Annotated in this window: 12 protein-coding genes; 4 read left to right on the forward strand and 8 right to left on the reverse strand. The window is 43.6% G+C overall.

Features of this window, described 5'->3' with window-relative positions; genetic code table 11:
• Nucleotides 1-19 precede the first annotated feature (19 nt).
• Complete coding sequence (locus AB9P05_RS17535) at nt 20-2,275, forward strand: Tex family protein (RefSeq protein WP_371910137.1); 2,256 nt, start codon at nt 20-22, stop codon at nt 2,273-2,275.
• Nucleotides 2,276-2,415: 140 nt separating this feature from the next.
• Here AB9P05_RS17535 and AB9P05_RS17540 read toward each other — a convergent pair whose 3' ends face one another.
• Complete coding sequence (locus AB9P05_RS17540) at nt 2,416-2,868, reverse strand: hypothetical protein (RefSeq protein WP_371910138.1); 453 nt, start codon at nt 2,866-2,868, stop codon at nt 2,416-2,418.
• 271 nt (nt 2,869-3,139) lie between these two features.
• Here AB9P05_RS17540 and AB9P05_RS17545 point away from each other — a divergent pair, with 271 nt between their 5' ends.
• Together AB9P05_RS17545 and AB9P05_RS17550 are read left to right on the forward strand one after the other, a co-directional pair.
• Nucleotides 3,140-4,510: a sensor histidine kinase gene (locus AB9P05_RS17545; protein WP_371910139.1), complete on the forward strand. Its 1,371-nt coding sequence runs from the start codon at nt 3,140-3,142 to the stop codon at nt 4,508-4,510.
• Nucleotides 4,510-6,495, forward strand: coding sequence for a tetratricopeptide repeat protein (locus AB9P05_RS17550; RefSeq protein WP_371910140.1), 1,986 nt, complete (start codon nt 4,510-4,512; stop codon nt 6,493-6,495). Before AB9P05_RS17545 ends, AB9P05_RS17550 begins: the two co-directional genes overlap by 1 nt.
• Before the next feature lie 10 nt (nt 6,496-6,505).
• On the opposite strand, the gene AB9P05_RS17555 is transcribed toward AB9P05_RS17550, so the two are convergent.
• Entirely contained in the window at nt 6,506-7,738 is a 1,233-nt protein-coding gene (locus AB9P05_RS17555; RefSeq protein WP_371910141.1) for a nucleoside recognition domain-containing protein, read from the reverse strand.
• A gap of 517 nt (nt 7,739-8,255) precedes the next feature.
• Here AB9P05_RS17555 and AB9P05_RS17560 point away from each other — a divergent pair.
• Nucleotides 8,256-8,759, forward strand: a complete 504-nt coding sequence (locus AB9P05_RS17560; RefSeq protein ID WP_371910142.1) for a hypothetical protein — start codon at nt 8,256-8,258, stop codon at nt 8,757-8,759.
• On the opposite strand, the gene AB9P05_RS17565 is transcribed toward AB9P05_RS17560, so the two are convergent.
• The 6 genes from AB9P05_RS17565 to AB9P05_RS17590 form a co-directional block, all read right to left on the reverse strand.
• On the reverse strand, nt 8,749-9,447 hold the full coding sequence (locus AB9P05_RS17565) for a 16S rRNA (uracil(1498)-N(3))-methyltransferase (protein WP_371910143.1): 699 nt from the start codon (nt 9,445-9,447) through the stop codon (nt 8,749-8,751). The genes AB9P05_RS17560 and AB9P05_RS17565 overlap by 11 nt on opposite strands.
• Nucleotides 9,448-9,534: 87 nt before the next feature.
• Nucleotides 9,535-9,795: an acyl-CoA-binding protein gene (locus tag AB9P05_RS17570; protein WP_371910144.1), complete on the reverse strand. Its 261-nt coding sequence runs from the start codon at nt 9,793-9,795 to the stop codon at nt 9,535-9,537.
• Nucleotides 9,796-9,866: 71 nt separating this feature from the next.
• Complete coding sequence (locus AB9P05_RS17575) at nt 9,867-11,153, reverse strand: citrate synthase (protein ID WP_371910145.1); 1,287 nt, start codon at nt 11,151-11,153, stop codon at nt 9,867-9,869.
• Between the two features lie 137 nt (nt 11,154-11,290).
• A complete protein-coding gene (locus AB9P05_RS17580; RefSeq protein ID WP_371910146.1) occupies nt 11,291-12,394 on the reverse strand; it encodes an alkane 1-monooxygenase in 1,104 nt (367 codons plus the stop codon).
• Nucleotides 12,395-12,516: 122 nt separating this feature from the next.
• Nucleotides 12,517-13,143, reverse strand: coding sequence for a hypothetical protein (locus AB9P05_RS17585; RefSeq protein ID WP_371910147.1), 627 nt, complete (start codon nt 13,141-13,143; stop codon nt 12,517-12,519).
• A gap of 270 nt (nt 13,144-13,413) precedes the next feature.
• A complete protein-coding gene (locus AB9P05_RS17590) occupies nt 13,414-13,782 on the reverse strand; it encodes a PRC-barrel domain-containing protein (RefSeq protein WP_371910148.1) in 369 nt (122 codons plus the stop codon).
• Nucleotide 13,783 lies beyond the last annotated feature (1 nt).

Raw genomic sequence — 13,783 nt, forward strand, 5'->3', positions numbered from 1 at the left:
TTTAGAAAAATTTAATCAGATGAGCGTCGAGCATATCAGTAAAGTTGCCGGTGAAATGAATGTACAATCCCGGCAGGTAGAAGCAACAGTCAGGTTGCTGGATGAAGGGGCTACCGTGCCTTTTATAGCACGGTACCGGAAGGAGATGACGGGAAGCCTCGATGAAGTGGCTATTATTGCCATCCGTGACAGAGTTCAGCAATTACGTGACTTGGATAAGCGTAGGGAGGCAATACTTAAGAGCCTGACTGAGCAGGAAAAACTTACCCCTGAGTTAAAGGAGCAGGTGGAGGAAGCTGAAACGCTGGCTCGTCTTGAAGATATTTATCTGCCCTATAAGCCAAAAAGACGTACGAAAGCAACTATTGCCAGAGAAAAAGGCCTTGAGCCACTTGCCACCCTACTGTTTGAGCAGGAGAGCGGTACAAACCCTGAGAAAGAGGCCGCTGCTTATGTCAGCGAAGAAAAGGAAGTAGTTGATGCAGAAACTGCTTTGCAGGGGGCACGTGATATCATTGCTGAGTGGGTAAATGAGAATGCCGACGTACGCGAAAAAATGCGTAAGCTCTTTATTGAAGAAGGGCGTTTCGTAAGTCGTGTCATGACTGGCAAAGAAAACGAAGGTCAGAAATACAAAGACTACTTCGAGTGGGAAGAATCAGTAAAAGATGCGCCTTCGCATAGAGTGCTTGCCATGCGTAGGGGAGAGAAAGAGCTTATGCTTATGCTTGACTGCCAGCCGGAGGAAGAAGCCGCTATTTCACTACTGGAAAATCATTTTGTAACAGGTAGTAATAAGGCATCGGAAGAGGTTAAAAAAGCTATTAAAGATAGCTATAAACGCTTACTTAAGCCCTCAATGGAAACAGAGGTTAGGCTCTTTACTAAAAAACGGGCTGATGAAGAGGCGATTAAAGTATTCGCAGAGAACCTGAAACAATTGCTGTTAGCTCCTCCATTGGGCCAGAAGATTGTAATGGCTATTGACCCTGGCTTCAGAACCGGGTGTAAGGTTGTTTGCCTGGATCGCCAGGGTAAGCTGCTGGATCATACAGCTATATTCCCTAATGAGCCTCAACGTAAAACCACCGAATCAGGGGCCATGATAAAGCATCTTGTAGAGAAGCATGGCATAGAGGCTATTGCCATTGGTAATGGTACGGCGAGCCGGGAAACCGAATCCTTCGTAAGGGGCCTGGGACTGCCTGCAAATATCCTAGTCGTAATGGTTAACGAAGCTGGTGCCTCTGTGTATTCTGCTTCAGAAGTGGCCCGCGATGAGTTTCCAGACCAGGATGTGACTGTGCGTGGTTCTGTCTCTATTGGTCGCCGATTGACTGACCCTCTAGCTGAACTGGTTAAAATAGAACCTAAATCTATCGGGGTTGGTCAATATCAGCATGATGTTGATCAAAACTCACTTAAACAGGCTCTGGACGAGGTGGTTATGTCTGCCGTGAATGCCGTTGGAGTGGAGGTTAATACAGCCAGTAAGCAATTACTAACATACGTATCCGGCTTAGGCCCACAGCTTGCTGGTAATATTGTTACCTACCGGAACGAGAACGGACCTTTCAAAAACCGGTCGGCTCTGATGAAGGTACCACGAATGGGAGACAAGGCTTTTGAGCAATCTGCGGGCTTTCTTCGTGTGCTTGGTTCGGACAATCCCCTTGACACCAGTGCGGTTCACCCGGAAAGTTATGAGATCGTTCGCCAAATGGCGGCTGACCTTGACTGCACTGTCGACGAGCTGATCAAGCGGCAGGAGCTACGCAAGCAGATAAATCTCAAAAAATACGTTTCAGACACTGTGGGACTTCCGACGCTTACTGATATTTTACAGGAGCTTGACAAGCCTGGCCGTGACCCTCGGGATAGCTTCGAGGCATTCAGTTTCATGGAAGGTGTGGAGAAAATCAGTGATTTGCAGGTTGGTATGAAGTTACCAGGCATAGTTACCAATATTACCGCTTTTGGTGCTTTTGTTGATGTTGGAGTACACCAGGATGGCCTTGTGCACATCAGCCACCTTGCTGACCGCTTTGTAAGCAACCCTTCGGATGTAGTGGCTGTGCACCAGAAAGTAGAAGTGACTGTGCTGGAGGTGGACGCTGCGCGCAAGCGTATCTCTCTTTCCTTAAAAAAAGATCCTTTTGCTACCGGGAATAAAGACAGTAAGCCTAAAGGCAGCAGGGGCCGTAAGCAACAAGATGAGCCTCAGGGTGATCTGCAGTCTAAACTTATGGCATTGAAAAATAAGTTTGGAAGGTAGATAAAAAGACGGCCGCTACTGCAAAGAGTAGCGGCCGTCTTTTTAAAATATTACTTAAACCCTTAAATTTCTTACGTGAGTGAGAAAAATGCTAAATAATAGCACGTAAAAAGAAGAAAGTTCAGTTATGAAAAGCTCTGTCAGGAAATGAGCTTTTTCCACTCTTCGTATCTTTCGTTGATCTTGGTCTTAATCAGTTCGTAATTCTCCCAGGTATCAGTTACATGATATAAGCTCGGAAGGTCACCCGCCAAAAGCTTCTGATAATCCTTTTTGAATACCCCGCCTGCGTAGTAAAAATACGTAAACATATTGCCTTCGCGGTTAAATAACTCGTAGCCCAGATATCCATCCCAGATCTCACTTAGAATGGTAGGGCCTATCTGGCGTCTTTTAAACCGGAAAATTTCCGTTCCTGCCTCATCTTCAAAAAACTCGCTGTAGAGTTCCTTTTCTATTATCCATCCCAGATACATACCGATATGGAGATAGGCCTGTTCTATAGGAAGTGAATCCGGAAAGTTGCCTAAAAAGTGATTTTTCGCGTTGTCGTAGATAGTCTTATCGAGCACCTTCTTCTTTTCTAATGTCATCCTCTGCAAATATATCTTTTTACTAATACAAACCCTTGACTATGTGATAATAGCAAGTCAATTCATCACAAAATCACACAATAGACCTTATTCAACCCTTCAAAATTAATGTGCTAAATTTCCCCAGCCAATTCAATTCTTTCAAAAAACTATCATATACCTGAATTTTATTTAAGATTGTTACAAGTGAGGCAAAAATTATTTCCATTAGGTTGGGTATATTTATGATCCGGAGTTGCATATAAAGGTGTCGGATACCGAAATCGTAGTCTTGACAAAAACACGCTACATATTTTTAACTGTCTGTATATCAGTATTTTTTCTGACTGAAAGTCTTGCGATCGATGGTCTGCCTTCTTACTATGCTCAAGCCTCTGCGAGGGAGAAAGTCATAATTCTGATGGACCTGGCAAGTGATCAGGCAAAAAACTCACCTGCCGAAGCAGTACAAAGCCTTGATGTAGCTTATTCCCTCGCTGATAGTTTGTCAGATAACAGAGGGATGATGCGTATTCTAGAGCTTCAGGCAGGACTTTTTGACAGACTTGGCCAGTATGAAAAGAGCCTTGAGAAGCTTGAAAATGTATCGGTTTTAAGGGATTCAGTAGCACAGGAAACCAGGCGTAAGCAGATTTCCAGGATATATGATAGCTATGAGTCTGAAAAACAGTCAAGAGACCTCGAAATACTAAAAGCACAAAAGGAAAAAAACGGCCAAAAACTTACTCAGCGCAATCTTTTTTTCTTTGGCCTGGCGGCAATTTCCTGCCTCATTATTGTTTCGCTGATTGCCCTGTTGAGCAGATATCGTATTACTCAGAATGCTCTCAAAAAGATAAGTATCCAGAATGACCTGCTTCAGGAACAATTTGCAGAATTAGAAATTCTTAACCGAAGGCTTACGGAGTCAGAAGAACAGTTTCGTTACCTCAATAAGCAAAAGGCTAAATTTTTCGGGACCATCTCAAAAGATCTTAAGAATCCCTTCAGTGATCTTAGAGTAGAGCTCAATGAACTGATGAAAGCCGCAGGCACTATGTCTGAGCAAGAGCTTAGCAATAAAGCTCTCAGGATCAATAGTAATGTGGATTTTCTGATTGTCCTTATCGAAAACCTGCTCTTTTGGTCACGTGAACAAATGGACTCCACCAGGCTGATACCTGAAAAGTTCTCTCTTAGCCAGCTCATTCATGAGGTGGCTGACCAAATGCGGATGCAGGCCACCTATCAGGGGGTATCCTTTAAATTTGACCTTGACGATACTTTGGTTTATGCAGATGAAAATACTATTTCGTTCATTCTTAAGAACATATTTACCCAGACCATAACCTACAGCGAGTCAGGCACTGTTTTAGATATTAGTTCTGTCGCAGATGACCATACGGTGGAGCTTATGTTTAAAGCAAAGAGCTTTCAACGGTACCAAGAAGTGCAGACGCTATTGGAAGAGGCGCATGAGCAGGAGCAGCTACAAAAAACTTTTTATGAGAAGAGCAGTAACCTTGGCGTAATCATGTCAGGGTGGTTTCTTAAACGAAACAGAGCATTCTACCAGGTGTACCAGGAAGGCGATACGACTTTTTTCAAATTCAGGTTTCCAATCAAGGAGCCCGATAAAAAAACCTTGGTTCACGATAATTGATGAGCATAAGCTTACACATATCATCCATTGGCCGGGTAATCACCGCTTTCGTTTTTTCTTTTCTGGTGATTTCCGGTTACTCTGTCAGCGGGCAGGAGTTGGAAAGAGATTCAGTCTACTTTAAGCAACTGGATTCGCTTTTCTATAAAATCTATGAAGTAGGTCAGGTTTCTCCGGCCAAGTCACTGCCTATTCTAAGAGAGGCGGAGTTGATGGCCAAAAAGTATAATGACACCGTCAATTTGGCTTATCTGAAGATGCAGGGAGGCTATATTGAAAGTAAACTTGGAAACTACCAGCTCGCTCTTGATCTGTATCTAAGTGCCTATGAGTTTTTTAAGAATGATAAAGATACTATCACCCGTGCTGATATACTCAATGGGCTAGGAGTGGTATATCATGATATTGGAGACAATGAAAAGGCACTGGAGTATTATGACCAGGCCTACGAGATATTCAGTAGCCTCGGAGATCAGTACGGAGAAGCCACTATCCTTAATAACTACGGTGAAATGTATTTTGAGGATGAAGACTATTCCACGGCCCTCGCGTACTACATAAAAACGCTTGAAGTTTACCGTGATCTGGAAATGGAACTGGAAGCCGCTGTTCCATTACATAATATTGGCCGCGTATACAAAGAACTTGGTGAATACGAAAGAGCTATTAAGTATCTTAATGAGGCACTGGAGATAGATAATAAAAACAATGATATGGGCGGGGTGGCCGAGGACTATCAGGAGCTGGGCCGTGTATATCAGGATGCAGGTATGTACGAGCAGGCACAGGCCAACTATGAAAGAGGGCTGGAAGTAGCCCGAAAAATGAAAATCCGGCCTATCCTGCAATCAACTTATAAGGCTTTATCCGAAAATTATAAGATTACCGGTGACCAAAAAGTCGCCCTCGAGTATTATAAGGCCTATCTGGCGCTTAAAGACAGTCTGCTAAACGATGATGTACAGAAGGAAATGGCGCAGGTGCAGACCAGATTTGAGCTGGATCAGAAAGATAAGGAGATAGAATACCTTGAAATTCAGCAGGAGATCGACGAAAACATTATTCGTGACCGTAACATCAAGCTCGCAATAGGTACAGGGCTTGCGTTGCTGGTACTAGTGATCATGGCCATTCTTTATAGCCGTTTCCGTATCAAGCTGAAGACTAAGAATCAGCTGGAAGATAATAATACACTGATTGATCAGCGCAGTAAGGAACTGAAGGATACCAATCAGAAGCTGAAACAAAGTAAAACCCGGCTAAAGGAGCTCAATGGCACTAAGGATAAATTCTTCAGCATTATCTCTCATGACCTAAAGAGTCCCTTACGCTCCCTGTCAGGACTCTTCAGAATCCTTATTGACCATGCAGATAAGCTTAGCCGCGAAGAGATTATGGCGCTGACCAGTAAGCTGGATCATAGCGTAAGTAACCTCTCCATTCTCCTGGATAACCTGTTACAATGGTCCATGACGCAAATGGGAAATGTATCTTACCAGCCTTCAACCATTCAGATTGCCGAACCTATCTCTGAAACTGTCAGATTATTGAAACCGGAAGCTGATCATAAGAAGATTAGCCTGATGCTTAATGTGATAGATAAAGGCAACGTGTTTGCTGACCGGAATATGATAACTTTCATTATCCGTAACCTGGTAAGTAATGCGATTAAGTTTACCCCTACCGGGGGTAAGGTCAAAGTCAATATATTCGATAAAAATGGGTATTACATGGTTCAGGTGTCGGATAACGGAATAGGTATTCCAGAGGAGAATATCAATAAGCTATTCAGACTTGAAACCTCATTTACTACTGCCGGAACGCAGCAGGAAAAAGGTACCGGCCTGGGGCTTATTCTTTGCAGGGAATTTGCCGTGAAGAATGGGGGTGATATTTCGATCGAAAGCGAAGAAGGAAAAGGTACCGTCTTCACTGTCTCCCTTCCAAAGGCTATGCACCACGAAATGGCTACTGTGAACTCCTGAATTTTGGCTATTATCCAAAAAAGAAGTAGGCAATAGCGACGCTTGCGATGATACCTGCAAAGTCTGCAAGCAGGCCATAAGTCACGGCATACCGGCTGTTCTTAATGTTTACCGACCCAAAATACAACGCCAGCACATAAAATGTGGTTTCCGTACTGCCTTGCATTACACTTGCTAACCGTCCTGCAAAACTATCGACCCCTTCAGCTTCCATAATATCCAGCATCATGCCCCGTGCGCCTGAGCCGCTGAGCGGTTTCATAAAGGCAACCGGTAATGAGGGGATAAAGCGTGTGTCCCCTCCGAAATCGGCTATCATGCTCGCTATGGATTGGTTTATCAGTTCTAACGTTCCGGATGCTCTGAAAGCCGCTATGGCCGTAAGAATGGCTACCAGGTAGGGAATAATCTTTACAGCTATCTGAAAGCCTTCTTTTGCACCGCTTACGAAGGATTCATACACATTGATCCGCTTTTTCCATCCTAATAAGATAAACCCGATGATGATGCTGAACAGCGTCACGTGAGCAATATTGGCAGATACCACTTGCATGGTATCCTGATCCAGCGTTTGCAGGTACCACATACCTCCTCCCAATACGGCCGCAATAGATACCAGGTACCCTATAATTACAGGATCGAAAAAGTTCAGGCGCTGGCGTAACCCCACGGCGATTAACCCGACCAGCGTGGAACAGGCTGTGGCAAGGAGTATTGGCAGGAAGATATCTGCAGGGTCAGCCGCTCCTGCTTCTGCCCTATAGACCATGATATTAATAGGAATAAGGGTAAGGCCGGAAGTATTAAGCACTAAAAACATGATTTGAGCATCCGACGCTTTTTTCTTATTCGGGTTGAGTTCCTGAAGGCCTTCCATTGCCTTTAGACCCATAGGAGTGGCAGCATTGTCAAGTCCCAGCAGGTTAGCACTGAAGTTCATTACAATAGGGGTCATGACCGGGTGATCACGAGGTATGGCAGGGAATAATCTGCGAAAGAGAGGGCCTACCACCACACTTAATACCTTCACGATTCCTCCTTTCTCACCTATACGCATAATTCCCATCCAAAAAGCCAGTATGCCTGTTAGAAAAAGGGATATCTCGAAGCCGTTTCTGGCTGCTCCAAAGATAGCATTGACGATAGATGGAAATACAGTTGTGTCTCCCACCACCAGGAGCTTAATTAGTGCTACAACGAAAGCAATTAGGAAAAAGGCTATCCAGAGGTAGTTTAGCACCATACAGATGAAGACTTGGTTTTAGTGGCTGATGTTATTACTGCGTAGACTGTCGGAAATGATAAATATGAAAAAAATACATTAATTCATGGCCCTTTGAGGATGGATTTATCTGATAGTAATGTGTAACTGATTGAAATACAGCATCTAAAATAGCCCCAGCGTTATGTGGACAGGTATGATTTTACATAATCACAATGTGATAAATACCAAAATAATCTAAACTGATTCATTAAAACTGCTGCCAAGGCTAACTCTTACATCCAGTTGTGCCTCAGTAAGATGAGTTTTTTTCATACTTTCACTTTACTTTACTTAATTGTATTAACCTTTTAAGCCATTCCAAATGGGAGATTTTGCGATGGAAAGTACGGGTAGCGGAAAGTACTTGCCAGTAGGTCATTAAGGGGTGAATAGAACAAACAGTAAAACGACTAACATCCGCTAATTTCGAGTCCTAACGGACGAAAGGGGTGCGATCGTATTGATCCATCCCTTTTCTTTTGTCATTTTTGCTTTCATGAAGAAACTCTTCCCCTTTATACCCCTGATTATAGTATTCTTTTCCTGCTTGAGTGAAGAAACAGAATTTGCCGGCTATACGAGCCCCCAGGTAGTACAGCTCATTACTGCCGATACCCTGAAGGCCTGGGAAATCGGGTCAGTAAATACAGGTAATGAGATGGTGCCCCCCGGCGGAGCTGACAGTTGCTATTACAGATATCGATATTTCTTTACAAATATAGAGGCTAATGATTCGCTAACTGTTTATTTAAGGACAGACCCTACTTTAACCTGCCAGGCAGATACGATTGCTTTCTATTGGACACCCTCTGAAAGGGAGGAAGATGAAGGGTTTGCGGTAGCAGAACCCAGACTTCTGGTGGGTACGGATAGCGGAAATGTGTATGTTCGGGTAAGGCGCCTCACCAGTGATGAAATGGAATGGGAACTCCTCCAGCAGGATGGAGAAACGAGCCGGAGTCCGGCCCGGATTATCCAGTTTCTTATTACTAACGATTAAGTAATGACAAGGTGTGCAGTGCTGCCAGAGCAGCGGTTTCTGTACGCAGCCTTTTGTTTCCCAGGCTTACAGGGGTAATACCAGCTCCTTTTGCTTTTTCTACTTCTTCCGGGGTGAAATCTCCCTCCGGGCCTATGAGTACGATGCAAGAGTGCTCAAAGTCGGCAATATCAAATAAGTGATCATGCACGTCCTCATCTATCCAGGCAATATATTTTCCTTTGTATGAGGCTGCTTTTTCCAACATTTCCTCATAAGACATAAGTCCCTCTATTCGAGGCAAAAATGCGGTAAGTGATTGCTTCATAGCACTCAACGCCTTTCTTTCCAGCCGGTCAGTCTTCAGTACCCTTCTTTCGGAATGTTCACTGTCAAAAAAGTAAAGAGCTTCCACGCCTATTTCAACGGCTTTTTCTGTGAGCCATTCGATTCGGTCCATGTTTTTAGTGGGAGCAATGGCCAGGGCCATAGGGGGAGGAGCCTGCTGTGTTTCGCGCTCAGAAAGGGCGACCTCACATCGCTTAGGGTTAGCAGTAAGGATAGTGGCCTTGCAGATCATTCCCTTTCCATTGGTAAGGCGGAATGTATCTCCTTCCTTTTTCCGGAGAACCTTAATGAGATGTCTGCTTTCTTCTTCTTCAAGGTTGGTTACATCCGGCTCCAGATCTGTATGGAAATATAAATCCATTTAATATTGTTGTGGATTGATAGTTAGTATAGTACGTATAGCCGGAAGAAATATATTCCTTTTCTGTGAAAAGGAAACCTTAGTTCGTTAGCTTTTCTGATGAAGACTTTCTACAAAAAGGATATATTCCTTTTTTGCTTCATCTTTAGGTGTGCCTTTTAACATGGCCCATGCATCATATTTAGCGATACCTTTGAAGTCAAAACCTCCAGGCCTGTCTCCGGTCACATCACCTTCGGTGGCCTGCTTATATAAAGCATATAACTTTAGCAGCTCTTCATTAGAAGGTCGCTCGGCTAGCTCTCTAGAGTGGCTAACGGCCTTATCAAATGACTCTTGTAATTCCATGTTTTGATCAGATAAAATAAAAAAAGCTGTTTCGGTGAGCCCGAAACAGCTTTGTTAATATTTCGGTATTCTTATCTCTCGTCTATAGAAGGATAGGTCCGCTGATTGCTGCCAACGTAAATCTGGCGAGGACGGCCGATAGGCTCATTGTTCTCACGCATTTCTTTCCACTGTGCAATCCAGCCGGGGAGGCGACCAAGAGCAAACATTACTGTGAACATTTCAGTAGGAATGCCCATGGCTCTGTAGATAATACCACTGTAGAAGTCTACGTTAGGGTAAAGTTTTCTTTCTACAAAGTAATCATCATTCAGTGCGGCTTCTTCCAGCCCCTTAGCAATGTCAAGTACAGGATCCTGAACGCCCAGTTTACTTAGTACATCATCTGCTGCTTTTTTGATAATTCTGGCCCTTGGATCAAAGTTCTTGTATACCCTGTGACCAAAGCCCATCAGACGGAAGCTATCGTCCTTGTCTTTTGCTTTGTCGATGTACTTCTTCACATCACCGCCATCAGCTTTGATGTTTTCAAGCATCTCAATCACGGCCTGGTTAGCGCCACCGTGGAGCGGGCCCCATAGTGCATTAATACCGGCAGAGACAGAAGCATACAGGCTTGCCTTAGAGCTACCTACAATGCGTACGGTAGAGGCAGAACAGTTTTGCTCATGATCAGCGTGTAGGATTAGGAGCTTGTCCAGTGCATCGGCTACCACAGGGTCCACATCATACTGCTCTGCAGGAAGAGCAAACATCATCTTCAGGAAGTTAGAGCAGTAGTCCAGGCTGTTGTCAGGGTAATTCACCGGATGACCTACCTCGTTTTTGTATGCCCATGCAGCGAAGGTAGGCATCTTAGCCAAGATGCGGATAATGCTCATATTAGTAGCTTCCCATGAACGGTTAGGATCCAAGGATTCAGGGTAGAAAGCTGTAAGTGAGCATACTAACGATGACAGTGTTCCCATAGGATGCGAGTTGCTGGGAAAGCCATCAAGTATTTTCTTGATATCCTCATGTACGAGGGTGTGCGTGGTGATATCACGCTTAAAAGTATCGAACTCATCCTTTTTAGGAAGCACTCCATATATAAGGAGATAAGCCACCTCAAGGAAAGAAGACTTTTCAGCCAAATCTTCGATGCTATAACCGCGGTACCGCAGGATGCCCTGCTCACCGTCCAAAAAAGTGATTGAACTGGTAGTGCTACCAGTGTTCTTAAATCCGGGGTCAATTGTGATCAGGCCGGACTGTGCACGAAGCTTACTGATATCGATGGCACGCTCTTTTTCAGAACCTTCGATAATTGGTAGCTCGTAACTCTTACCGTCTACTTTTAATTCTGCAACGTTTGACATGTTGAGTTGAAGATTTATGTGTTACTACAGGGCTCAGGTAAATCGCTAGCGAATTTACGGAAAAGGTACCCAAATAAAAAATCGGTATGCCGATTAATGCAAACGCTTGCATGCCATAAAAAATAGCTTATGCAGGCTTATGCACGGGATACGTTCCCTCTTTGTAACCGCTGTTCTTTCCATGTGTTTAGCCGTTTGTTCATTAGACTAAACCAAAGCGGAGGAAAAAAGGCTAACACGATCATGCCAGCATATCCGGTAGGTAATTGCGGGCTCTCATCGAAGTGTTGCAGAACCTGATAGGGACGCGTAGCATGCACATGATGGTCAGAGTGGCGCTGTAGTTGAAAAAGGAAAAAATTACTGATAAGATGGTTGGCGTTCCAGGAGTGAATATTCTGAACCCTTTCGAACCGGCCCGTTTCGGTTTCGCGCCTTTCCAGACCGTAGTGCTCTATATAATTGACTGCCTCAAGCAACGTAAAAGCCACCAGGCTCTGTGTAAAAAAGTAGGGGATTACCTCCCAGGTGAATCGCCCTGCCAGCAAGCTTATGCCAGTAGTCAAAAGGAAGCACAGCAGGATAGGTAAAAGCGTAAACCAGATCATCTCATTTTGGATATGGAGAATATGGCGCCCTTTTTTTCTGAGACGATGGTTTTCAAGTTTCCAGGCGTGGCGGTAGCATCCGGTTACCGAACGAAGCCAAAAGGCATAAAGTGGTTCACCATGTCTGGCAGTTGCTGCGTCTTGCGGGGTAGCTACATGTACATGATGGCCCCTGTTGTGCTCTATATAAAAGTGCATGTAGCATACAGACATCAGGAGTAGTTTAGCATAAAGCTTTTCGAGCTTACCGTGCTTGTGGCCAAGTTCATGGGCTACGGTAATGCCTACACCTCCGGTGCTGAGACCGATACTTATGGTGAAGCCTGCATAGGCGGCCCAGTTGCTTAACTGTCCTGAGAAAACGACCCAGGCTCCCCAAATGATAAGTGCGTACTGTACATATACCCAGGTAAAGAGGATAAACCGATAGTAACGTTTACGCCCTTCCGTCCTTATTTCGGTATCCGGAATGTTATAAGGGTCTTTGCCTACTATCTGGTCAAGTATAGGGATGAGGGCAAATACAAATACTACGGTAGCCCAATTCAATAGGCCACCGATCAGATATCCTGACACTGTAACTGCAGGAATGATAAACGCACAGAAGAATCCTATTCGCTTTAAAAAGACCATTATGCCTGATAGATTCACCTATAATTTAATGAAAAATGGCAAAAAATCATTCTCAGCAAAATTTGACATAAAAAAAGGAGAGCCTGGTGCTCTCCTTGGATAAACTTCTTTCGAGGACGTGGCTATTTTTTACTTGCCAGCTTCTGGTTCAGCTCTTCATTTCGGTTGAGCTCAGTTTGAAGTTCTCTCTTAAGCTTAATTTCTTTTTCACGAGACTTCTGCTTAAAGTCATTGAACTCCTCTTCCAGGGTTCCATACTCTGTTTTCTTCTGTACAGCCACCTTACGGCTCTCTTTGAATTTGTAAAAGAAGAACAGAAGAATGATAACAAGTACTAATATAATAACAAGGTTCGTAGTAATATAAGTGCCTTTTTCAAGGTCTATACCAGCCACTTTAATATGTTTGGTATCATATTCACTTGCCTGAACCATTTCTTGCTCGCTAGAAAGCTGCTCTTGCAGTTCATTTATGCGGGTTTCCTGGTCTTCTATAGTTTGCCTTAGCTCCAGCAACAGATCATCATTCTGGCTGAGGGAATCCTGCACATTTCTGAAAAACTCATTTAGTTTACTGATCTTAACTACCTTATAGTCCTGGTAGGAATTAGATGAGCTTTTCATTTCCTGAAACTGATCGGAAAGCGTGTTAGAAGGAGCTTCCTCTTGAGTTTCAGTATCCTGTGCTACTGCTCCGAATGCCAAAAACGAAAACAGTAGAAATAGAGAAAATAATCTGACGCCGTTCATAATCTAATTTTTTTCGTACCCACCTCCCTGTAAAATAAAAATTTTGCCTTTGAGTTCATCTAAATACAAGTTTCTGTATTTATTGTACTTTTCTTATGTTTAAAATTGAAAAAATAGTAGTAAAGCTAAAGCCTTTCAATTTTTAAAGGGCTGCAAATTAGAAGAATATCTATAAAACTTCAAAGTAAACCAGCCTGAAACTGACATCAGGAGTATTTTTTTTATCCAATAATAAATTGATTGCTACCTGCTTAAAGCCGGTAAGTATTATTACCCGTGTGCAGGTCTGGAAGGAAGACCTTTTCCCGATCCGTAATGGGACTGCATGTCAGTCAGGAACATACTATTGCTCTTAAGAGGCCAGTTATCCTTATCAAAACCATCATTTTCTTCCAGGGTATTTCGGCTGATATTGATTATCAATTGCTTATTTGCCGTATCAGGTGTAATACCTTCTACAGGTACGGCAAAAAGCTTTTGATTATCCTCTTGCTCTTTATAGGCCAGCACAAAATAAGCGACAATGCTACTTTGCATGTCTATCATCAGGTCAATTATTCTTCCCAGTGGCTCGCCTTCTTTATTTTTGACCTGTGTGCCAATTATCGATGTTCCCGATAGGGTGATATGTTCTGCCATT

Origin of the sequence: Roseivirga sp. BDSF3-8, from assembly GCF_041449215.1 — a bacterium.
Classification (GTDB): domain Bacteria; phylum Bacteroidota; class Bacteroidia; order Cytophagales; family Cyclobacteriaceae; genus JBGNFV01.